The organism is Agromyces protaetiae (assembly GCF_030866785.1).
Classification (GTDB): domain Bacteria; phylum Actinomycetota; class Actinomycetes; order Actinomycetales; family Microbacteriaceae; genus Agromyces; species Agromyces silvae.
In genome coordinates this window covers 2,977,316-2,998,784 of sequence record NZ_CP133018.1, presented here as the reverse complement: position 1 = coordinate 2,998,784, position 21,469 = coordinate 2,977,316, and the positions used below count along the sequence as shown (strand labels likewise).

Here is a 21,469-nt window from a genome sequence, read left to right as displayed (position 1 = left end):
ATCAGCGCCGACGCGTTGCCGCATGATTCGGCTGGTTTCGGCGATGGCGCTGCTGCTGGGCATGACCGCGACATTTGCGGGCTGTGCGCTTCGGGATCTGCGCCCGGCGGCGCCGACCGAGGTGCAGCCGGTCTTCGCCTCGGACGAGGAGGCGCTCGATGCGGCGGTCTCGACCTATGAGAGATACCTCGTTCTCGAAGCCGAGATCGTCGCGGCCGGCGGGGCCGGCGCGGAGCGGGTGCTCGAGGTCGCGACCGATACCTACGGGCTCGATCTGCTGGCCGGGTTCCGGGAGATGCGGCAGACCGGTGAGCGTCTCATCGCGCCGGCGTCGTTGACGGCGTCACGGCTCGTCGAGATCGACTCCCACCGCACACGCCTGAGTGTTGCGATGTGTCTGGACATCAGGGGGACGCCCGCCGAGGACCTCAGGACCGCGGCGCCCGCAGACGCCGAGGATCTCGTCGCCGTCGAGGTGGCGTTCCGCTCCGCGAACGCCGCCCGCATCCTGCTCGACGGCAGCAAGCCGTGGAGCGGCGGGCCCGTCTGCTGATGAGCGCGCTCCGAGCCTGACGCTGTGGATAACTCGACCCAGGTGTGGGCGCGGTCGCCTACGTTTTGGTGGCATGCGATGGAGGTGTGGGACGCCGTGGGCTCGGCTCGTATTGTGTATCGGCATCACCGCTTTGGTTCTTGCATCGAGCGGGTGCGGCGTGCCCGCTGAACTCGGGCCTCCGACGAAGTCGGCTCGGCCGGCTGCGAAGTCTGGTTTCTCGTCCGACGAAGCGGCGCTCGCCGCGGCGAGCCGGGCGTACGGACGCTACCTCGAAGTACTGGATGGTCTTTCCGCACCGGAAGATGTCGGGCGTCTGGGGGAGGTCGCTACGCCCGACTACGCCGAGGAACTCGAGAGTTCACTCGCTGGGCTGCTCTCCGAGGGGCGTCGCTTCGAGGGGCAGTCCTCATTCGATTCCATGCGTGTGTTCGAACGATGGAGCCAACGCGGTGTCGAGTTCGTGTCGACCTACGTCTGCTTCGATTCGAGTGGCGTGCGGGTGCTCGACGCAAGTGGAGCCGATGTCACGCCTCCTGACCGGATCGATCGACTCCCGGCCGTCGTTCGTTTCCAGTCGGCCCCCGACGATCGATGGCGGCTCATCGCGAAAGGTTCCGACGCGTGGCGCGGCAACGACTTCTGCAACTGACCTGCGTTGCGGTCGCATTGATCACTGTGTTCTGCTCGAGGCTGCCGGCCGGGGCGTACGCCAACGAGCTGGACTGGAAAGACGCCAAGGTGAAGAACGGCCGCGTTGACGTACGAGCGGGAGAAGGTTCTCGGGGCCGCTCCGCGGATGACGGCCGTGTCGATCGAGAGCATGCAGGCGGTAACGAGGGAGGCGGCGACTCGCGTGGGACACCGGACTGGTGCGCGGCGGGGGTCTGCGGGTGGGCGCCGCCCACTCCGGCGCCCGCCGAGCCCGGTTCGCCGGGGGTCACGCTCGAGGATGTCGCGTCGTTCGTGCCGGCGGTGCCGGAGGGGGCGATGGAGCCCGGGCCGGGCATCGCGGTGCGGCGGTTGCCGGCGAACTTCGTCAGTCACGCGACCGAGCAGGTCGTGTCCGCGCCGTTGCTCGGCCGGCCGGCGGAGGTCCGCTTCACGCCGGTCGCGTTCGCCTGGGACACCGGTGACGGCGACCGGATCGAGTCCGCGTCGCCCGGCAGGACCTGGTCGCAGTTGCGTGCCAAGGAGCTCACCGACACCGCCACGAGTCACCGCTACCGAGAACGCGGGTTCTACGACGTGCAGCCGACCGTCACGTTCGAGGCCGCCTATCGGTTCGACGGCTCCGGCTGGACCACCGTCGGTGAACTCGACGTCGCGGCCGAGCCGATGCGGGTCCGCGTCGTCACCGTCGAAACGCGCCTCACCCGCGGCACCTGCCTCGAGTACCCGAACGACCCAGGCTGCCGCTAGGGTCGCGTCACGGACGCGTGATGAACGGCAACGGAACACTCCACTGGTGACGCGCGAAATTGCCTGCTGGCGCAAACGGCTGCCGGTAACCCGGGCCCGGTACGCTGCGTGGCGTGACCGGTGACCAGCCCTCCCTCGCGCGCCGTCTGACGTTCGGCGGGGCCGTGGCGATCGGGCTGGCCTCGATGATCGGCGCCGGCGTGTTCTCCGTGTTCGCGCCCGCGGCGGCGGCCGCCGGGGATCTGCTGCTCGTCGGGCTCGCGCTGGCCGCGTTCGTCGCGTTCGCGAACGCGGGGTCCACGGCGCAGCTCGCCGCGCGCTACCCCGAGTCCGGCGGTGCGTACCGGTACGGTCGCGAGCGGCTCGGCGAATGGCCCGGATTCCTCGCCGGGTGGGGGTTCGTCATCGGCAAGACCGCGAGTTGCGCCGCCATGGCGATGACCGCGGCCGCCTATCTCGTGCCCGCCGAGTGGCAGCGGCCCGCCGCGATCGCCGCGGTGCTCGTCATCGCCGCGATCAACCTGCGCGGCATCACGCGGACCTCGCGAGCCGCGACCATCATCGTCTCGATCGTGCTCGCGGTGCTCGTCCTCGTCATCGTCGCGGGCATCGTGGTCGCGACGACGAGGGCGACGACCGGGCTCTCGTTCGGGTTCGTCGCCGGCACCGATCCGAGCGGTGCGATCCTCACGGCCGAGCGTGCCGACGAGACATCCGTCTGGGGTGTGTTGCAGGCCGCCGGCCTACTCTTCTTCGCCTTCGCAGGCTACGCACGCGTCGCAACACTCGGCGAGGAGGTCGTCGACCCGGCACGCACCATCCCGCGCGCCGTCCAGACCTCGCTCGGCATCGTCTTCGCCCTGTATGCCGCCATCGCGGTCACGCTGCTCGCCGCGCTCGGCGCGCCCGCGCTCGCCGCATCGACCGCACCCCTCGCCGACACCGTCGAAATTGCCGGCTGGACCTGGGCCGAGCCCATCGTGCGCGCGGGCGCGGGGCTCGCGGCGCTCGGCGCATTGCTCGCGCTTATCGCAGGCATCGGGCGTACGACCCTCGCGATGGCCCGCGACCGAGAGCTCCCCGCGCCGCTCGCGGCGGTGCATCCGCGCTTCCGCGTCCCGCACGTCGCCGAGGCGGTGGTCGCGGGGGCGATCGTCGTACTCATCCTCGTCGCCGACCTGCGCGGCGCGATCGGTTTCTCGAGCTTCGGGGTGCTCGTCTACTACCTCGTCGCGAACCTCGCCGCCGTCACCCAGCCGCGCGGCGAGCGGCGGGTGCCGCGCGCGCTCTCGGTCGCGGGTGCGATCGGATGCCTCGTGCTCGTAATCACCCTCCCGTGGACCTCGGTCGTGGCGGGCGTCGCCGTCTTCGCGTTCGGCGCGGGGATCCGGCTCGTGGTGCAGGCTCGCCGCCGTAGGCTGGCGGCATGAGCGCAGACCCCTCAGCCCGGATCATCCAGCTCGCCGGCGTGCCGGCTCCCGAGATCGCCGACACCGCCTTCGTCGCCGCGGGCGCGGTCGTGGTCGGCGATGTGCGGCTCGAGGCGGGTTCGAGCGTCTGGTACAACGCGGTGTTGCGTGCCGAGGCCGAGCCGATCGTGCTCGGCGCGAACGCGAACCTGCAGGACACGGTCGTCTGCCATGTCGACGCCGGCTACCCGCTCACGGTCGGCTCAGGCGTCTCGGTGGGTCACGGCGCTGTGCTGCACGGCTGCACGATCGAGTCCGACAGCCTCATCGGCATGAGCGCGACCGTGCTCAATGGCGCCCTCATCGGTGCCGGCTCGCTCGTCGCGGCCGGTGCGGTCGTGCTCGAGGGCACCGTGGTGCCGCCCGGCTCACTCGTCGCCGGTGTGCCGGCCAAGGTGCGTCGCGAGCTCACCGATGAGGAGCGAGCGGGACTGCGTCGCAATGCCGAGGCGTACGTGCGGCACGTCGCGACGCACACGGCCCCGGTCGACTGACCCGCGGGGTCCGTTCGTCCGTGACACCGCGGCCGACGGCTTCGGAGAACGGTCATGGAACCCGGATGAGTTGGGTCCAGCCCTTGGTTTTCGAACTCGTACAGAACATCGTGACCGAGAATCCGCGATTGTTGAACGCATCGTGATTCCAGGGCACGAGCGTCGTGCCCTTGTAGATCACCTCGTTGAAGCTGAGCTGCTCGCCGATCCGGGCGCCCGGATCCTCGACCACCGTGACGCCTGAGTCCACCCCGACGACGAGGCCCCTTCCGACGCTGAGCCCGGGGGTGCCCTGGGTGGCGTCGAGGTAGGGGAAGTCGTCGGGGCAGTGCGCATCGATGCGCTTGGGGCCCCAGCCGATGCCGTCGTTGAAGACTTCGCGCTTGTAGGAGTCGCCGTCGATCTGCGTGCCGACGACGACCCAACCGTCCGCGTCGCCGTTTGAGCCGCCTTCGGCGGCGAACGCCGAGGCGGGGGCGAGCGCGAGCGCGCCCGCGATCGCCATGGTCAGCCCGACGGCGGGCACGGTTCGAGACATCACTGATCGCTTGGTCATGCGAGCAGTATACTACAACTCCAGCGTGAACGTGATCAGCGTGTCACGCGCTCGGCGGCGCGCGACTCGGCGACCGGCTGCGATGGGTCGACGGCCGCAACGCCCGTGAGCGCCCTGCGCACCCGCCGCACCGTGCGCACGACGCCTCGCACGGGCACCGCCACGAGCACGGATGCCCGCCCGGCGAACGTCCGGTCGTGCGACCCGAGCATCTTGCGCCGCTCGAACGCGCGCCGGAGTGCTCCGCCCGTGCGGTTGTGACGCCGTGCCAGCACGGGCAGCGGCGCCGCCGCTCGAGCCGCGAGCAGCTCCTCGAGCCGCTCGACCCAGTCGTCGGCCGCCGGCCCGTGGAAGTAGTTGTCGTCGAGCCAGGCCGGGTCCGGCTGTCGCCAGGCGCCGGCCGCGAGCGCTGCGCCGTCGCCGAACAGCCCGCTGCCCTCGAACACCACGTTGAGCTGCCTCGGCCCGACGCCGTAGTCGTCGAGCAGCAGGGCGGGCACATCGGCCGCGATGGCCTCGAGCACCGCGGTCGAGCTCACGGTCACGAGCGCGGCCGCGCGCTCGAGATGCGCCGACATCGGTCCGTCCGCGACGAGCAGGTTCGGCGGCGGCGTGAAGCCGAGCTCTCGCGCGATGGCGGGGTCGCGAACGAGCTCGCCGAGGTCGTAGGTCTCGGCGTGCGTCTGCGCTTCGCCCGCCCGGGCCCGCACCTTGACGATGAAGCGGCGATGCGGCTGGCGTCGCGCGGCCTGGGCGAGCACGCCCACGAGATGCACGCGTTCCTCCAGGCTCGAGGGCACCTTGGCCTGCACCGCGAAGACGACGTCGCCGTCGGGCAGCGTGCGCCGCGAAGCATCCGTCGTTCGACTCGGCAGGAACGGCAGCGTCGCGAGCCCGAACCGTGGAGCCGCGGGCAGGTCGGCGGCGAGCCGCGCGAACTCGCGCACCTCGCGCCGGCTGTGCAGCACGACGAGGTCGACCTGCTCGCGGTAGATGATCGCCTTCGGCACGGCCGGAATCGTGAGACCCGGGAACCCCGCGATGAGCACCGGCCGGTCGGGCACCGCATTCAGCAGGCCGGCTGTCACCCGCACGAGCGGCCCGCGGAACGCGAGCAGCACGGCGTCGGCCCGCATCTCGCGCACGAGGTCGACGAGTTGGTCGAGGTGGACATACCTCGGTCGCGCGGTGCTCGGCACGGACCGCGAGTTCGAGGCCGCCGATTCGTATGTCAGTTCCGCCTCATCGTGAGGCGGAACTGGCATACGCCTATCGGCCGCCGTGGCCTCCGTGGTTCGAGCGGTCTTGGCGGCTTCCGTGACCTGATCGGTCTGAGAGGCCTCCGTGGTTCGGGCGGTCTTGGCGGCCCCTGTGGACTCCGTCGCGTCGTTGGTCTCCGTCGCGTGCGCGGTCTCCGTGCCCAGGGCGGTTCCCACGGTCCCAGCGGCCTGTGTGGGCGCGGAGGCTGTGGCCTCGGCCTTGTCCCGCGACGTTCGTGCCGCGGCTGCCGTGACGACCCGGTCCGTCTCGGATCCGGCCGGCGCAGCCCATCGCGACCCTGCGAGCGCCGCCGCGAGTTGACGCTCACTCGGCAGCACGTCGCTGAGGAGCAGCGCGAGCTCGGTGTGCCAGGCGTCGGGCAGGGCCGAGGCCAGGGCGGCGCCCCACTTCGTGTACGAGTCGGAGTCGCTGACGACGAGCAGTCGGCGCACCGCCGGTGTGCTCGGAGCGCCCGCGCCGCCGGTCGCGTCGGCGCCCGTCACACAAGCACCCGGCGCAGCTTCGCCTTCGGGGCGAGCTCGCCGGGGAAGACCCGCTTCACACCGTCGCCCATGGCCTCCTCGATGATGCGGATGTCGCGCACGAGGTGCTCGATACCCTGCGGTTCGAGCGACGCCGCGTGGTCCGATCCCCACATGGCGCGGTCGAGTGTGATGTGGCGTTCGACGGCGACCGCGCCCAGCGCGACCGCGGCGAGTGAGATCTGCAGTCCGCGCTCGTGCCCCGAGTACCCGATCGGCACGCCCGCGTACCGCGCGCGCAGCGTGTCGATGGTGCGAAGGTTCGCCTCCTCGGTCGGCATCGGGTAGCTCGATGTGGCGTGCAGCATGACGAGCCGTTCAGTGCCGAGCGTCGCGACGGCCTGATCGATCTCATCGATGGTCGACATGCCCGTCGACAGGATGACCGGCTTGCCGGTCGCCGCGATCGCGCCCAGCAGCGGCAGATCGGTCACCGATGCCGACGCGACCTTGTACGCGGCCGTGCCGTGCTCCTCGAGGAACCCGACCGACGGCTCGTCCCACGGCGACGCGAACCAGTCGAGCCCGGCGAGGTCGGCGTGGCGTGCGATCTCGAGGTACTCCTCGCTGCCGAACTCGACGCGACGACGGTAGTCGAGGTAGCTCATGGTGCCCCACGGCGTCTCGCGCGGGACATCCTTCATGTGCTCCGGGGTCGCGAGCTCGGGCGTGCGCTTCTGGAACTTCACCGCCTGGCAGCCCGCGCCCGCGGCGACGTCGATGAGCTGCTTGGCGAGCTCGACGTCCCCGTTGTGGTTGAGGCCGATCTCGGCGATGACGTACACCGGCAGGCCGGTGCCGATCTCGTGGCGACCGAGTCGAACAGACATGTCAGGCTCCTTCGAGGGTGATGATGACGGTCGACTGGGTGCCCGTCGGCCGGGTGGCGGTCGGCTCGTCGGCGATGGGTTGGATGGCACGCGCCTGGTCTGCGGGCGTCCGGTCGCGCTCGGCGCCCCGGCGCCCGGCGAGCACGGCATCGGCGAGCTCGCGCACAGCGCCGTGGCCGCCGGCGCGTTCGAGCACGACCCGCGCGACGCGCCGCACCTCGGGGATGGCGTCGCGGACCGCGACGGGCCAGCCCACTATGGAGAGCGCGGGCAGGTCGCCGCGGTCGTTGCCGAGATAGGCGACGCGGTCGAGGCGGATGCCTCGCTCGGCGGCCCATTCGCGCAGCGCGGTGGCCTTGTCGGTGACCCCCTGCCGCACCTCGACGCCGAGCTTCGCCCCGCGCGCGGAAACCACCGGGTGCATCTCGGCGGACAGGATCAGCACCGGCACGCCGGCCTCGCGGAGCCGCGCGACTCCCGCCCCGTCGCTCCGGCTCACCCGCACGAACTCGACGCCGGCCTCCCCGACGATCGCGCTGTCGTCGGTGTGCACCCCGTCGAAGTCGGTGACGACCGCGTCGACGTCGACGCCCTGTGACGCATGGTCGATGAGGTTCGCGAGCGCCTGGGCGACGACGAGGTCGGAGGCGGTGTCGATCTCGACCGAGTGCAGCTCGGGCACCAGCTGCACGCCGATCCGGCCGAAGAAACGGTGGCGTGCCTCACGGAACCCTTCGGTGCGCATGGCGTAGAACGCGCCGGTCTCGCGGTACTCGGCGGCGCGGTCCTGCCGTCGCGGGCGGAACCCCGGGTCGTGGTTCACGCCCGCCGCGCCGCCGCCCGCGCCATCCGTCCACAGGAACGCGTGACTGGGCACGGCAGAGAACACGCTGTCGCGCTCGCCGGACGCGATCTGCGCGACGGCCGCGTCGAGGTCGGTGGGCGAGAGGAAGGGCGAGGTCGCCTGGATGAAGACCGTGACGGATGCCTCGGGGCGGCCGTCGGCGCCGTCGCAGCCGTCGGCGCCGTCGCAGCCGTCGATGCCGTCGCATCCGCCGCCCTCGTTCAGCTCATCGAGCGCGTGCAGCAGTGCCGACTCGCTGGAGGCTGTGTCACCCGCGAGCTCGGCCGGCCGGTGCACGACGGTCGCGCCGGCGTCGCGTGCGACCCGCGCGATCTCGTCGTCGTCGGTCGTGACGACGACGAGTCCGATCGACCGGGCCGCTCGCGCGGCGGCGATGGCACGCGCGACGAGCGGCACGCCGCCGACCCGCATCACGTTCTTGCCGGGCAAACCCTTGGACCCGCCGCGTGCGGGAATGATCGCGACGGCGACGCCGTACGTCGCGGACGATGCCTCGGTCATGCGGGCACGCTACGAGACCGGGGTGGCGGGCCGGTTGCCGCGCGATGAACACTCGGCCGGGCGGCGTGCGCGATGTCGGCCGGGCGCGTGCGCGATGTCGGGCGGCTGGCGTGCGCGATGAAGGACAGATTTCGCAGTGGAGGTCGGATCTGTCCGACCTCCACTGCGAAATCTGTCCTCCAACGCGATCAGGGTGGTGGTGGGTACGATCGGGGCATGACCTCGCCCTCGCACCCCGCCGTCGACCGTGTGTCCGAGGCGCTCCGCGCCGCGGGCGTCGAACCCCGCATCACGTGGTTCGGTGACGCGGTGACGACGGCCAAGCTCGCCGCAGACGCGCTCGGCATCGAGGTCGGGCAGATCGCGAACTCACTCGTGTTCACGCTCGACGACGAGCCGATCCTGGTCCTGACGTCCGGCGCACACCGGGTCGACACCGACTGGCTGGGGGCCGAGCTCGGCGGCACCATCGCCCGCGCGTCGAAGGAGACGGTGAAGGCGGCGACCGGTCAGGTGATCGGCGGCGTCGCACCGGTCGGCCACCCGGCACCCGTGCGCACGTACGTCGACGTCATGCTCGACGAGTACGACGAGGTCTGGGCCGCGGCCGGCCACGCGAAGACGGTGTTCCCGACGACGTTCGCCGAGCTCGTGCGCATCACCGGCGGCACCCCGCGCGAGGTCGAGCCGGCGCGCGGCAGCGACGCCGAGGCATCCGGCGCCGCCTGACCCGCCGCCCGCCGCCCGCGGGGCGCCCCGCGCCCCCGCGCCCCCGCCCCGCGCACCCGCGACACCACATCGCTGTGTAGCGCACGCGGTCGCATGCGGGATGCCGTGCGTGCATGTTGCGCGACACCGCGTCGTGGTGATCGCCGAACGGCAGGCGCGGAATGAACGCGGCAGCCGCGCGCTTTCAGGCGCCGACGTAGTCCGCGAGGTGCCGGCCGGTCAGCGTCGAACGATCCGCGAGGAGTTCGGCAGGCGTTCCCTCGAAGACCACGCGGCCGCCGTCGTGTCCGGCGCCCGGGCCGAGGTCGATGATCCAGTCGGCGTGCGCCATGACGGCCTGGTGGTGCTCGATCACGATGACCGATTTTCCCGCGTCGACGAGTCGATCGAGCAGGCCCAGCAGGTTGTCGACGTCGGCGAGATGCAGACCCGTCGTCGGCTCGTCGAGGATGTAGACGCCGCCGCTCTCGGCCATGCTCACGGCGAGCTTGAGCCGCTGGCGCTCGCCGCCCGAAAGCGTCGTGAGCGGCTGGCCGATCGTGAGGTAGCCGAGGCCGACGTCGACGAGCCGCCTCAGGATCGCATGCGCGGCGGGGAGTTTCGCGTCGCCAGCGGCGAAGAACTGCTCGGCCTCGTCGACCGGCATCGCGAGCACCTCGCTGATGTCGCGTCCGCCGAGCGTGTAGTCGAGCACCGACGCGTCGAACCGCTTGCCCTCGCACACCTCGCAGGTCGTCGACACGGTCGCCATCGGGCCGAGGTCGGTGTAGATCACGCCCGCGCCGTTGCAGTTCGGGCACGCGCCCTCGGAGTTGGCGCTGAACAGCGCGGGTTTCACGCCGTTCGCCTTCGCGAACGCCTTGCGGATCGGCTCGAGCAGTCCCGTGTACGTCGCGGGGTTGCTGCGACGCGACCCCCGGATCGCGCCCTGGTCGACCGCCACCACACCCTCGCGGCCGGCCACCGAGCCGTGGATGAGCGAGCTCTTCCCCGAGCCGGCGACGCCGGTCACCACGACGAGAACCCCGAGCGGGATGTCGACGTCGACGCCCTGGAGGTTGTGCGAGGTCGCGCCGCGGACCTCGAGCGCGCCCTTCGCCGGCCGAACCGAAGCCTTGATCGTCGCCCGGTCGTCGAGGTGCCGCCCGGTGAGCGTGTCGCTCGCGCGCAGCGCATCGACCGTGCCCTCGAACACGATCTCGCCGCCTGCGGCGCCCGCCCGCGGGCCGAGGTCGACCACGTGGTCGGCGATCGCGATCGCCTCGGGTTTGTGCTCGACCACGAGCACCGTATTGCCCTTGTCCCGCAGCTGCACGAGCAGCCCGTTCATGCGCTGGATGTCGTGCGGATGCAGGCCGATCGTCGGCTCGTCGAACACGTACGTCACATCGGTGAGCGACGACCCGAGATGCCGGATCATCTTCGTGCGCTGCGCCTCCCCGCCCGAGAGCGTGCCAGACGGCCGGTCGAGCGAGAGATAGCCCAGCCCGATGTCGACGAACGAGTCGAACGTCTCGCGCAGCGACTTCAGGAGCGGCGCGACGGATGGCTCGTCGAGCCCACGCACCCACTCGGCGAGGTCGCTGATCTGCATCGCGCACGCGTCGGCGATGCTGACGCCGTCGATTTTCGATGAGCGCGCACCCTCGTTGAGCCGCGTGCCGCCGCAATCGGGGCACGCGGTGAACGCGACCGCGCGCTCGACGAACGCCCGGATGTGCGGCTGCATCGCGTCGACGTCCTTCGTCAGCATCGACTTCTGCACGCGTGGTACGAGGCCCTCGTACGTGATGTTGATGCCGCTGACCTTGACCTTCACCGGCTCCTTGTACAGGAAGTCCTGCAGCTCGGCCTCGGTGTAGTCGCGGATGGGCTTGTCGGCGTCGAAGAACCCCGACTCGGAGTACATCTTCACCGACCAGCCGTCGGCAGTGTAGCCGGGGATCGTGATCGCGCCGCCCGCGAGCGACTTGCTCTCGTCGTAGAGCTTGGTCAGGTCGATCTCGGAGACCGACCCCATGCCCTCGCAGCGCGGGCACATGCCGCCGATCTGGGTGAACTCGGCCGTGATCGGCTTCTGGTTCTTCTGGTCACCCTTCTCGATCGTGAGGCCGCCCTTGCCGTGCACGGTCGGTACGTTGAACGAGAACGCTTGCGGCGAGCCGAGGTGCGGTCGGCCGAGCCGGCTGAACAGGATGCGCAGCATGGCGTTCGCATCGGTCACGGTGCCGACCGTCGAGCGCGAGTTCGCGCCCATGCGCTCCTGATCGACGATGATCGCGGTCGTCAGCCCGTCGAGCACGTCGACGTCGGGCCGTGCGAGCGTGGGCATGAAGCCCTGCACGAACGAGCTGTAGGTCTCGTTGATCATGCGCTGCGACTCGGCCGCGATGGTCTCGAACACGAGCGAGCTCTTGCCCGAGCCGGACACGCCGGTGAACACCGTGAGCCGGCGCTTCGGGATCTCGACGCTGACGTTCTTGAGGTTGTTCTCGCGGGCGCCTTCGACCCGGATCAGGTCGTGTCGGTCAGCGGGGTGGGCAGTACTCGTGGTCGAGGTCTCGGCCAGGGTCATCCGTGCTCCATGGTTCGATCAAGCGGTTGTGCCGCGGCCGGACCCGCGGCGGTCCGGCGCGGTCGGGTGAGCGGCCTCAGCTCGGCTGCTGGATACGAACCATATTGCCCGCCGGATCGCGGAACGCGCAGTCCCGGACGCCATACGGCTGATCGATCGGCTCCTGCGCGACCTCGGCGCCGCTCGCCTGCACGGCATTGAACGTGCCATCGACGTCACTCGTCGAGAGCACGATGCTCGCGTACGTGCCCTTCGCGATCATCTCCTCGACGACCCGACGCTCGTCGTCGGTGATGCCGGGGTCGACGGCGGGCGGCGTGAGCACGATCGAGGTCTCGGGCTGACTCGCCGAGCCGAGGGTGAGCCAGCGCATGCCGTCGTAGCCGACGTCGTTGCGGAGCTCGAAGCCGAGCACGTCGCGGTAGAACGCGAGCGAGGCCTCGGCGTCGGTGTGCGGGAGGAACGTGTACTGAATGTTCAGGTCCATGGCCGCTACGCTACTGACGCCGCGTGACCGCGGCTTCTTGATTCCTGACCGGTCTGGTCGCGCGCTTGGCCAGCACGGACGGCACACCCTCGAGCGGATGCCTCGCCTCACGGCGGTACACGCTCGGGGGCACTCCGACGAGCTCGGTGAACCGCGTGCTGAACGTGCCGAGTGACGAGAAGCCGACGGCGAAGCACACGTCGGTGACGCTCAGCTCGCCGACCTGGAGCAATGCCATCGCGCGTTCGATGCGCCGGGTCATGAGGTACGAGTAGGGCGATTCGCCGTACGCCCGCTTGAACTCGCGGCTCAGGTGCCCGGCCGACAGGTTCACGCCGCGCGCGAGCGCCTCGACGTCGAGCGGCTGCGCGTACTCGCGGTCCATGCGATCCCGCACGCGCCGCAGCAGCGCGAGATCGCGCAGCCGCTGCTCGTGCCCGACGCGCCCCTCCACGTGACCCATGCTGCCACGCGCCGGTGCCGCCGGCGACGCGCGCCTCCTAGCGAGGCCTGCGGGTGCAGTGCAGCACGATGCTGATGGATTGCGCGGTGCCGGCGTTCGTGATGAATGCGGATGCGATCCCCGAGGGGTGGACCCAGCCGTCCGCCGTCCCCCGATACGTGGCCAGTGCGGTGGCGACCACCAATGCATGGGGTGCACGGATCTCCACTCCTCTGGGAATGCCCCACCCAGAGTTCTTGTGGAACTCGTGATCGATGTGGTTCGGGCGGTGCGAGGGGCACTGGACCAGCCCGAAGGGGTGCGACGCGAGGACGCCGAAATCAGCCCGATGCGCCACCCTTTCGATCGTCTCAGGGTCGCCGATCGCCGCCGCTTTCGCGAGTTCGGCCGTCGGGGTAGGTGGTCCGAACGAGAGTGACGCGGTCAGGGCGCCGGCCAGCATCGCGAGGGTGATGTTCATGGATTGCAGTATATCGAACCCGTGCAATCGTTCAACCGTCGCGGCGTGCCCCCTGCGCGGCGGCGACGGCGAACACGGTCGGCTCGCGGAAGCCCCGCGCCGCGAACGCGGCGCGCACGGACTCGGTCACGTCGGGCACGAGGGCGTCGGCCACGAGCGCGATCGCGGCGCCGCCGAAGCCGCCGCCGGTCATGCGCGCGCCGACCGCACCGGCGCCCTGCGCGGCCTCGACCGCGGTGTCGAGCTCGGGCACCGAGATCTCGAAGTCGTCGCGCATCGACACGTGCGACGCGTCGAGGAACGGTCCGATCGACGCCGGCCCGTGCTCGCGCAGCGAGCGCACGGCGTCGAGCACGCGCTGGTTCTCGGTCACCACGTGCCGCACGCGGCGGAAGGTCTCGTCGTCGAGCTCGGCCTCGGCGCGCGCGAGGTCGGCGACGCGCACGTCACGCAGCGAGTCCACCCCGAGCGCGCGTGCCCCCGCCTCGCATGAGGCCCGCCGGGCGGCGTAGCCGCCGGTCGCGTGCGCGTGCGACACGTGCGTGTCGATCACGAGTACCACGAGACCCGCGTCGCGGAACCCGAGCGGGATCACGTCGGCATCGAGGCTGCGGCAGTCGAGGAACACGCCGGCGTCGGCCTCGCCGAGCAGCGACGCCGACTGGTCCATGATGCCGGTCGGCGCGCCGACGACACGGTTCTCGGCGAGCTGCCCGGCCTTGGCGAGGGCCGGCCGGTCGAGGCCGAGTCCCCAGTGCTCGTTCAGCGCCACGGCGACGGCGCACTCGATCGCGGCCGACGATGAGAGGCCGGCGCCGATCGGGACATCCGACGCGAGATGCAGGTCGACGCCGCGCACGTGCGCGAGGTCCGCGCCGGACTCGCGCAGCGCCCATGCGACGCCGAGCGGATATGCGGCCCAGCCGCTCACCGCGTCGGGCGCGAGGTCGTCGAGGTGCACCGACACCGGGTCGGGCGCGAAGGTCGAGCTCACGCGCAGCACCTGGTCGTCACGGTCGCCGAGCGCGACGACCGTGCGCCGGTCGATGGCGAAGGGGAACACGAACCCGTCGTTGTAGTCCGTGTGCTCGCCGATCAGGTTGACCCGGCCGGGGGCGCTCCACACCCCACCGGGCGCGCGCCCGTAGTACTCGGTGAACCCGCCCGCCGCCTCCGCGGCGTCGAACCGGTCGCTCATGGCTGAACCCCCTCGATCGCGGCGCGCAGCGCCTCGGCCTGTGCCTCGGGTGCGACATCCCCGATCCATGCTCCCATCGCCGCCTCGGAACCAGCGAGGAACTTCAGCTTGTCGGCCGCGCGACGAGGGCTCGTGAGCTGCAGCGTCAGCCGCACCTCGTCGCGTCGCTCGTGCACGGGCGCCTGGTGCCACGCCGCGATGTAGGGCGTGGGGGAGTCGTAGAGGGCATCGACGCCGCGGAGCAGGCGCAGGTACAGCGAGGCGAGCTCATCGCGCTCGCCGAGCGTCGTCTCGGCGAGATCGGGCACGTGCCGGTGCGGGACGAGGTGGACCTCGATCGGCCAGCGCGCCGCGAACGGCACGTAGGCGCTCCAGTGCGCACCGCGCAGCAGCACACGCGGCCCGTCGAGCTCGCGCTCGACGAGGTCCGCGACGAGCGTCGGGCCGTAGGCGTCGATCGCGTCGAGCAGGCGCTGCGTCCGGGGCGTCACATACGGATACGAGTAGATCTGGCCGTGCGGATGCCCCAGGGTGACGCCGATCGCCTCGCCCCGGTTCTCGAACGGGAAGACCTGCTGCACGCCGGGCAGCGCCGACAGCTCGGCGGTCCGGTGCGCCCAGGCCTCGATGACGGTGCGGGCGCGGGACACCGACTGCGTGCCGAACGACCCCTCGTGCTCGGGTGAGAAGCACACGACCTCGCAGCGCCCGAGCGACGGCAGCGTGCGCTCGAGCCCGATCTCGCGGGTCGCGGCGAGCAACGCGGCCGGCGAGGCATCCGGATCGGCGAGGTCGGGACCGAACGACGGCGAGCGGTTCTCGAAGACCGCGACGTCGTAGCGGCTGGGGATCTCGGACGGATTGCCCGGGCTCTGCGGGGCGAGCGGGTCGAGGTGGGTGGGCGGCAGCATCACCCGGTTCTGGCGTGCCGCCGCGATCGAGACCCAGTCGCCCGTGAGGGGGTCCTGGCGCATGTGTGCGGCCGGGGGGCGCGGGGCGAGCTCGCGTTCGTCGACGGCGCGCTCGGGCCCGAGCGTCGTGTCGGCGTCGTCGAAGTAGATGAGCTCGCGACCGTCGGCGAGGCGGTCGCGGCGCACCGCGATACGCGGGTCTTGGGGGTCCACGCGCGACACGATACGCGGCTTTCGTTTTGCAAACAAGTTGCTTTCGTATTGCAAAGCGGATGCCTCGGGGAGGACAATCGGCGGTATGACCGACGTGCCCGGCGCCGCACGACGTCGCGAGCTCACACTCGCGCTCGTCGCCGAGCGCGGCTTCGTACGCGTCGCCGACCTCGCCTCGACCTTCGGCGTCACGCCGGTGACCGCCCGCGCCGACCTCGACGCGCTCGAGCGCGGCGGTGCCATCCGGCGTGTACACGGCGGCGCCGTCCCGATGAACGGCGCCGCCGGCACGGGCGACCGGCCCGAGCGTGAGCCGACGTTCGAACAGGCGCTCGAGGCGTCGGTGCGGCCCAAGCAGGCGATCGGCGAGGCCGCCGCCGCGCTCGTGCGCAGCGGGCAGAGCGTCATCCTCGACGTCGGCACGACCACCCTGCAGATCGCGCGGGCCCTGCGCCGGCGCACCGACCTCGACGACGTCACGATCTTCACCAACGGGCTGTCCATCGCGCTTGAGCTCGAGCCCGAGATCCCGCGGTTCACGGTCGTCGTGACGGGCGGCACGCTGCGCCCCAAGCAGCACTCGCTCGTGCACCCGCTGGCCGGGTCGATGTTCGATGAGATCCACGTCGACCTCGCGTTCATCGGCGGCAACGGCGTCGACGCCGCACACGGCGTGACGAACGCGAACCTGCCCGAGGCGCAGGTGAAGACGCTCATGCTCCGCGCGGCCGCTCGCGTCGTGATCGTCGCCGACGCATCGAAGCTCGGCGAGGTGCACCTCGGCCGGATCGCGCCGGTCGACGCATTCAATCTCTTGATCACGGATGCCGCTGCGCCCGAGGTGCTGATCGAGGAGTTCGAGGCGCTCGGGCTCCCGGTGCTCGTCGCCGGAGCGGAGCCCGGATCGCCCGCGGACCCTCCGCAGCCGACCACATAGAGTGGAGGGCATGACGCTGCCCACCGGTGAACAGCATGTGCTCGAGACGTCCACGGCCAGCGGTGAGCTCCGCGCGACCATCACGGGCGTGGCCGCCGCGATCCGCACGCTCAGCATCGACGGAGTCGACCTGGTCCCCGCATACGGTGAAGACCAGACACCGCCGTTCGGTGCCGGCATCGTGCTCGTGCCGTGGCCCAACCGCATCCGCGACGGTCGCTGGTCGCACGACGGCGTCGACCACCAGCTCGCGATCACCGAGCCGAAGTTCCACAACGCGATCCACGGCCTGCTGCGCTACACCGAGTACCACGAGGTCGAGCGCGCGCGCGACTCGATCACGCTCGCCGCGACGGTCTACCCGCAGCTCGGGTACCCGTACCTGCTCGCCACGGCCGTGAAGTACGAGCTCGTCGCCGACGGGCTGAAGGTGACCCACTATCTCGAGAACCGGGGTGGCGCGCCGGCGCCCATCGCGGTCGGCACGCACCCGTTCGTGAAGATCGGCGGCGTCCGCACCGAAGACCTCACGCTGCGGCTCGACGCCGCCAGCCACATCGAGGTCGACGACCGGTTGCTGCCCACGGGCGAGGTGCCGGTCGACGGCTCGGTCTGGGACTTCCGCGAGGGCCGCCGCGTGGGCGACGTCCAGCTCGACGACGCGTTCGGCGAGCTCTCGACGGACGACGACGGATGCGTCGAGCACACCTTGACCGCCGAAGACGGCCGTTCGGTGTCGGTCTGGGCCGACGACGAGTTCGGGTTCGTGCAGGTCTTCACCACGCGCGAGTTCCCGGGCGAGAGCGGTGACGTCGCGATCGCCGTCGAGCCGATGACTGCACCGGCCGAGGCGTTCAACTCGGGTCGCGGTCTGCGCTGGCTCGACCCGGGCGAGGAATGGCACGGCAGCTGGGGCATCCGGTTCCGCGGGTTCACGGCTGGGGAGTGAGCGTGCGGTGACGCGTCAGCGCACGCACGACCCGGAATCGACCGGGGTCGAGAGCGTGCCCGCCGTCGCCGCGAGCGGCTCGAGCGTCGTGATCGGGATCGCGTAGCCCACGTTCTGCACGGTCTCGCTCTTGGCGAAGACGACGCCGCCGATCTCCCCGTCGAGCGTCAGCACCGGTCCGCCGGAGTTGCCGTGGTCGACCTTCGCGGCGAGCGTGGCGACCTCGCGCGTCGACTGGGTGCCGTTCTCGACGATGGTGAGCGGGCCCGTGGTCAGGATCTGCGCGGCACGCAGCTGGTAGGGGCCGCCGAACGGGTACCCGGCGACGGCGACCTCGGTGCCGTCGGCCGGACGCGCGGCGATCGCGAGCGGCGCCACGTCGAGCCCGTCGACCGCGACCAGCGCCAGGTCGTGCTCGGGCTGGAACGCCACGACCCGGCCCTGCACCGGGGCCCGGCCGGGCGCCTCGACGATCGGCTCGGTGACGCCCGCGACCACGTGCGCGTTCGTCACGATGCGGTTCGGCGCGACGACGAACCCCGAGCCCGACATGCTGCTGCCGCACTCGAAGGCGTTGCCGGTGATGCGCACCACCGAGGCGCTCGCGCGAGCGAGCTCGGGATCGTCGAGCGAGCCCGAGGGGAGCTGCGGTGGCTCGGTCGGACCGCCCAGGACCTCGCCGAGCCAGGGGATGGCGCCGCCGATCGCCGCGGTGCGCAGCTCCGCCATGAGCGTGCGGGCCGGCGCCGGCGTGGCCTGGTCGATGCCGCGCACGATGGTGGATCCGGCCACCGCGGGCGACAGCACCGGCACGCCGAGCGCCGTGACGCCCGACCCGACGAGCGCGATCACGAAGGCCGCGACGATGGTGTTGCCGATCGCGCCGAGCACCCGATCGAGGACGCCCAGCTTCACCGCCTTCGCACCGCTCCGCAGCGCGCGGCCGACCAGTGCACCGAGCCACGAGCCGCCGATGAGCAGCACGATCGCCGCAGCGATGGCCGCTGGCGCGCGCCACTCGGGCGCCGGTACCACCGAGGTCACCCACGGCATCACGAAGTACGCGGCGATGCCGCCGGCGACCAGACCCGCGAGGCCCGCGGCGGTGCGCAGCAGTCCGGCCCGGAACCCGTTCACGAGCGCGCCGATCAGGACGAGCACGAGCACGATGTCCAGCAGAAGACTCCAGGTCATCCCACCACCCTCTCGTATGCGGCTTCGAAGCCGCTGTGGGCTCGTCCGCCGCGTCTGGGAACACTCGGCGTTGGGTAGGGTGGGAGGCCCGCGCGGGCGCGCGGCCTGGCACACGGCGAGGGCCGTACACACGATGAGGAGTGGCGGATGCGCGTCGGGATGTTCCTGAACTACGCGGGCGGGTTCCGCGAGGTGGCCGACGAGGTCGCCGAGCTCGAGGCCTCCGGGGTCGACCTCGTCGCGGTGCCCGAGGCGTACTCGTTCGACGCGGTCAGCCAGCTCGGGTTCCTCGCGGCGCGCACCGAGCGGATGACGCTCATGAGCGGCATCCTGCAGCTCTACACCCGTACCCCGACGCTGACCGCCATGACCGCCGCCGGCCTCGACTACGTGTCGGGCGGGCGGTTCGAGCTCGGCATCGGCGCGTCAGGCCCGCAGGTCATCGAGGGCTTCCACGGCGTGCGCTACGACGCGCCGCTCGGCCGCACCCGCGAGCTCATCGCGATCTGCCGTCAGGTGTGGCGGCGTGAGCCGGTCGTGCACGAGGGCCGGAACTACCGCATCCCGTTGCCGGAGGGCGAGGGCACCGGACTCGGCAAACCGCTCAAGCTCATCAACCACCCCGTGCGCGATCGGATCCCGATCACGGTCGCCGCCCTCGGATCGAAATCCGTCGAGCAGACCGCCGAGCTCGCCGACGGATGGCTGCCCATGTTCTTCCACCCCGAACGCGCCGCCGACGTCTGGGGCGATGCGCTCGCCGCAGGCCGCGCGAAGCGCGCACCCGAGCTCGGCGCCCTCGACGTGTTCGCGAGCCCCGCACTCGCGATCACCGATCGCCCGGAGGAGGTGCTGCCGCTCGTGAAGCCGCAGCTCGCGCTCTACGTCGGCGGCATGGGCGCCAAGGGCAAGAACTTCTACAACGACCTCGTCGCGAGCTACGGCTTCGCCGACGAGGCGGCGCGCGTGCAGGAGCTCTACCTCGCTGGGCGGAAGGCCGAGGCCGTGGCCGCGGTGCCCGACGAGCTCGTGCGCGCGGTGTCGCTCGTGGGGCCGGCCTCGGAGGTCGCAGAACGGGTTGCGGCCTTCCGTGAGGCGGGCGTGACGACCCTGACGGTCACGCCGCTGGCCGAGGCATCCGCCGATCGCGTCGCCCTCATGCGCGCATTCCGCGACCTCGTCGGCTGACGCGCCGCATCGCGGCGTTCAGGCGGTCGGAACGCCGGTGCCCGTTCAGCCCGGGAACATGCTGAGTCGCGTGGCGATGGCGCGGAGCGCCGAGTCGAAGTCGTCGTACTGGTGGACCACGCCGGGGCGCGGGTGCATCCAGAGCATCTCGAACTCGGTGCCGCATGCCTGGAGGTAGCCGACGATGTACCCGCGCTGACCCGGCGTGGCGGTCGAGTCGCAGACCCGCCACGTCGCGTCGTCGAGGTGTACGAGCTCGACCCGCTCGTCGGTCGCCCGGCTGGGCGCTTGCGCGTGCTGCGCGATCGGGCGCGCGGCGGCGGGAGTCGGTGCCGCTGCGGTCTGCGTGGCCCGCACGCGCGCGTGTGTGAGCGTCGGGGCGGACTTCGGGGCGATCGGAGCCGGTGCCATCGTCTGCGTCATCATTCCTCGCCCCTCCGCGTGTAGGACGGATCGAACGCTGCCCCACTGACACGTCATCCCGTTCCCGGTGACGATGCGAGCCGTCCGATCCGTCTGCGGGATCTGACGATCCCAGCAGCACAATCCTCTCCGCTTGACGCGCCGCAAAGGAGGGACTTGACAGGGCGGTGCCGCTGTGCAGGATCACCCGAAACAGGTGTAACCCATCAACCGAAACACTGTTACCACACACCCGAATGCCGAATGGCACCGCTCAGGCGAAGTAACACAGCTCGACGGTGGGCCCCGTGGGGCTCGAACCCACGACCCGCGGATTAAAAGTCCGCTGCTCTGCCAACTGAGCTAGAGGCCCGCCGAATCAGGATAGCCTGCTCGCGCCCGGCGTTGTGCGCGGCCGGCACCGTCCGGGCGGCGCCGCCGGCCTGCCCGGGTGCAGGCTGCACGGAGGTAGGGTGGCCGGGATGGCCGCCGACTACCACCGACCCACCAGATTCCCGCCCGGCATGTTCGAGGCATACCAGGGCGGCGATGACCCGGCCCAGCTCAGCCGCATCGCGCACGACACGGCCGCGGCGCTGCTCGCGCGCGTGCGCGCGAACCCGGACCCGGAGATCGTCGAGCGCCTCATCTCGTACACCGATCGGCACGGCATCGACACGATCGCCGAGCTGTGGGCACAGGCCTCGCCGAAGAGCCTGCCGGGCGCGCTGTGGCGCCTCTACCTGCTGCGCACGCTCATCCGCCAGGACCCTGCCGGCATCGCCCTCGCCTTCCAGCGCGGCGCAGAGGTCTCCCGCACGATTGACCAGGTGGTCGCGGGGGCCGCGATCCCCGCCGGACCCGACGAGGTGCGCGAGCTCGCCGACACGATCCTGCACGGCGTGTTCGCGGGCGACTTCGCAGTCGCCCTCGAACGCGCGGCCGCCTTCTGCCGGGTCACCTCGGCCGGCTTCGCCGACCTCGCGGACGACGCGGATGCCACGGATGCGGTCCGCCCGGAGCGCCCCACCGAACTCACGCGGCGGGCGCTCCGACTCACCGAGCTCGCCGCCGAGCTCTCCTCCTGCGCCCGCCTCTGGCGTCACGACTCGCTCGAATAACCGAGCCCGGCGGATTCGGCAACCCCGGAATACCTCGCAGAAGCGCCGGGTTACACTCGTATGGCCGGGCCGCAGTAACCCCGGGCTCCAATATTCGCCGCTCCGAGCGGCCTCGCGCCGAGAGGCGTTCTGCGGCCCGGTACTTCTTTG

Annotated in this window: 22 protein-coding genes and 1 tRNA gene; 10 read left to right on the top strand and 13 right to left on the bottom strand. The window is 71.3% G+C overall.

Annotated features, from left to right (window positions below):
- Positions 1 to 22 precede the first annotated feature (22 nt).
- The 5 genes from QU602_RS13730 (at position 23) to QU602_RS13710 (ending at position 3,938) form a co-directional block, all read left to right on the top strand.
- Positions 23 to 553, top strand: coding sequence for a hypothetical protein (locus QU602_RS13730; protein WP_308797026.1), 531 nt, complete (start codon positions 23 to 25; stop codon positions 551 to 553).
- A 160-nt stretch (positions 554 to 713) separates the two neighbouring features.
- Positions 714 to 1,205: a hypothetical protein gene (locus QU602_RS13725; protein ID WP_308797025.1), complete on the top strand. Its 492-nt coding sequence runs from the start codon at positions 714 to 716 to the stop codon at positions 1,203 to 1,205.
- A 314-nt stretch (positions 1,206 to 1,519) separates the two neighbouring features.
- Entirely contained in the window at positions 1,520 to 1,975 is a 456-nt protein-coding gene (locus QU602_RS13720) for a hypothetical protein (RefSeq protein WP_308797024.1), read from the top strand.
- 113 nt (positions 1,976 to 2,088) lie between these two features.
- On the top strand, positions 2,089 to 3,405 hold the full coding sequence (locus tag QU602_RS13715) for an APC family permease (RefSeq protein ID WP_308797023.1): 1,317 nt from the start codon (positions 2,089 to 2,091) through the stop codon (positions 3,403 to 3,405).
- A complete protein-coding gene (locus tag QU602_RS13710) occupies positions 3,402 to 3,938 on the top strand; it encodes a gamma carbonic anhydrase family protein (protein ID WP_308797022.1) in 537 nt (178 codons plus the stop codon). The genes QU602_RS13715 and QU602_RS13710 overlap by 4 nt, the downstream gene beginning before the upstream one ends.
- Positions 3,939 to 3,990: 52 nt before the next feature.
- On the opposite strand, the gene QU602_RS13705 is transcribed toward QU602_RS13710, so the two are convergent.
- Genes QU602_RS13705 through QU602_RS13690 form a run of 4 tightly spaced genes read right to left on the bottom strand, consistent with a single transcriptional unit; the run spans position 3,991 to position 8,492 of the window.
- Entirely contained in the window at positions 3,991 to 4,494 is a 504-nt protein-coding gene (locus tag QU602_RS13705) for a hypothetical protein (protein ID WP_308797021.1), read from the bottom strand.
- A gap of 35 nt (positions 4,495 to 4,529) precedes the next feature.
- On the bottom strand, positions 4,530 to 6,257 hold the full coding sequence (locus QU602_RS13700; RefSeq protein WP_308797020.1) for a DUF6716 putative glycosyltransferase: 1,728 nt from the start codon (positions 6,255 to 6,257) through the stop codon (positions 4,530 to 4,532).
- Positions 6,254 to 7,126, bottom strand: coding sequence for an N-acetylneuraminate synthase family protein (locus tag QU602_RS13695; protein ID WP_308797019.1), 873 nt, complete (start codon positions 7,124 to 7,126; stop codon positions 6,254 to 6,256). The genes QU602_RS13700 and QU602_RS13695 overlap by 4 nt, the downstream gene beginning before the upstream one ends.
- A 1-nt stretch (position 7,127) precedes the next feature.
- Positions 7,128 to 8,492: an acylneuraminate cytidylyltransferase gene (locus QU602_RS13690; RefSeq protein WP_308797018.1), complete on the bottom strand. Its 1,365-nt coding sequence runs from the start codon at positions 8,490 to 8,492 to the stop codon at positions 7,128 to 7,130.
- 216 nt (positions 8,493 to 8,708) lie between these two features.
- Between QU602_RS13690 and QU602_RS13685 the strand changes: the two genes are divergently transcribed.
- A complete protein-coding gene (locus QU602_RS13685) occupies positions 8,709 to 9,221 on the top strand; it encodes a YbaK/EbsC family protein (protein WP_308797017.1) in 513 nt (170 codons plus the stop codon).
- A gap of 184 nt (positions 9,222 to 9,405) precedes the next feature.
- On the opposite strand, the gene QU602_RS13680 is transcribed toward QU602_RS13685, so the two are convergent.
- From QU602_RS13680 to galT, 6 genes are all read right to left on the bottom strand, one after another.
- Positions 9,406 to 11,796: an excinuclease ABC subunit UvrA gene (locus QU602_RS13680; RefSeq protein ID WP_308797016.1), complete on the bottom strand. Its 2,391-nt coding sequence runs from the start codon at positions 11,794 to 11,796 to the stop codon at positions 9,406 to 9,408.
- A gap of 76 nt (positions 11,797 to 11,872) precedes the next feature.
- Positions 11,873 to 12,283 (bottom strand): VOC family protein, encoded by a 411-nt coding sequence (locus QU602_RS13675; protein ID WP_308797015.1) that lies wholly within the window; start codon positions 12,281 to 12,283, stop codon positions 11,873 to 11,875.
- Between the two features lie 10 nt (positions 12,284 to 12,293).
- Positions 12,294 to 12,746 carry a helix-turn-helix transcriptional regulator gene (locus tag QU602_RS13670; RefSeq protein WP_373692821.1) on the bottom strand — a complete coding sequence of 151 codons (453 nt, stop codon included), beginning with the start codon at positions 12,744 to 12,746 and terminating at the stop codon, positions 12,294 to 12,296.
- Between the two features lie 37 nt (positions 12,747 to 12,783).
- Positions 12,784 to 13,206, bottom strand: coding sequence for a hypothetical protein (locus QU602_RS13665; RefSeq protein ID WP_308797013.1), 423 nt, complete (start codon positions 13,204 to 13,206; stop codon positions 12,784 to 12,786).
- A gap of 31 nt (positions 13,207 to 13,237) precedes the next feature.
- Positions 13,238 to 14,404 (bottom strand): galactokinase, encoded by a 1,167-nt coding sequence (gene galK, locus QU602_RS13660; protein ID WP_308797012.1) that lies wholly within the window; start codon positions 14,402 to 14,404, stop codon positions 13,238 to 13,240.
- Positions 14,401 to 15,528 (bottom strand): galactose-1-phosphate uridylyltransferase, encoded by a 1,128-nt coding sequence (galT, locus tag QU602_RS13655; RefSeq protein ID WP_308797011.1) that lies wholly within the window; start codon positions 15,526 to 15,528, stop codon positions 14,401 to 14,403. Before galT ends, galK begins: the two co-directional genes overlap by 4 nt.
- Before the next feature lie 85 nt (positions 15,529 to 15,613).
- Here galT and QU602_RS13650 point away from each other — a divergent pair, with 85 nt between their 5' ends.
- Together QU602_RS13650 and QU602_RS13645 are read left to right on the top strand one after the other, a co-directional pair.
- A complete protein-coding gene (locus QU602_RS13650; protein ID WP_308797010.1) occupies positions 15,614 to 16,465 on the top strand; it encodes a DeoR/GlpR family DNA-binding transcription regulator in 852 nt (283 codons plus the stop codon).
- A 10-nt stretch (positions 16,466 to 16,475) separates the two neighbouring features.
- Entirely contained in the window at positions 16,476 to 17,414 is a 939-nt protein-coding gene (locus tag QU602_RS13645) for an aldose 1-epimerase family protein (protein WP_308797009.1), read from the top strand.
- Between the two features lie 15 nt (positions 17,415 to 17,429).
- Here QU602_RS13645 and QU602_RS13640 read toward each other — a convergent pair whose 3' ends face one another.
- Positions 17,430 to 18,608: a MarP family serine protease gene (locus QU602_RS13640; protein ID WP_308797008.1), complete on the bottom strand. Its 1,179-nt coding sequence runs from the start codon at positions 18,606 to 18,608 to the stop codon at positions 17,430 to 17,432.
- Positions 18,609 to 18,755: 147 nt separating this feature from the next.
- Here QU602_RS13640 and QU602_RS13635 point away from each other — a divergent pair, with 147 nt between their 5' ends.
- The gene (locus QU602_RS13635) at positions 18,756 to 19,796 is read left to right on the top strand and encodes an LLM class F420-dependent oxidoreductase (RefSeq protein ID WP_308797007.1); all 1,041 of its coding nucleotides are present in this window, start codon (positions 18,756 to 18,758) and stop codon (positions 19,794 to 19,796) included.
- Between the two features lie 45 nt (positions 19,797 to 19,841).
- Here QU602_RS13635 and QU602_RS13630 read toward each other — a convergent pair whose 3' ends face one another.
- Both QU602_RS13630 and QU602_RS13625 read right to left on the bottom strand, forming a co-directional pair.
- Positions 19,842 to 20,222, bottom strand: coding sequence for a hypothetical protein (locus tag QU602_RS13630; protein ID WP_308797006.1), 381 nt, complete (start codon positions 20,220 to 20,222; stop codon positions 19,842 to 19,844).
- A 276-nt stretch (positions 20,223 to 20,498) separates the two neighbouring features.
- A tRNA-Lys gene (locus QU602_RS13625) sits at positions 20,499 to 20,571 on the bottom strand.
- Positions 20,572 to 20,680: 109 nt separating this feature from the next.
- Here QU602_RS13625 and QU602_RS13620 point away from each other — a divergent pair.
- Positions 20,681 to 21,319 (top strand): DNA-directed RNA polymerase subunit beta, encoded by a 639-nt coding sequence (locus tag QU602_RS13620; RefSeq protein WP_308797005.1) that lies wholly within the window; start codon positions 20,681 to 20,683, stop codon positions 21,317 to 21,319.
- The last annotated feature ends 150 nt before the right edge of the window (positions 21,320 to 21,469 follow it).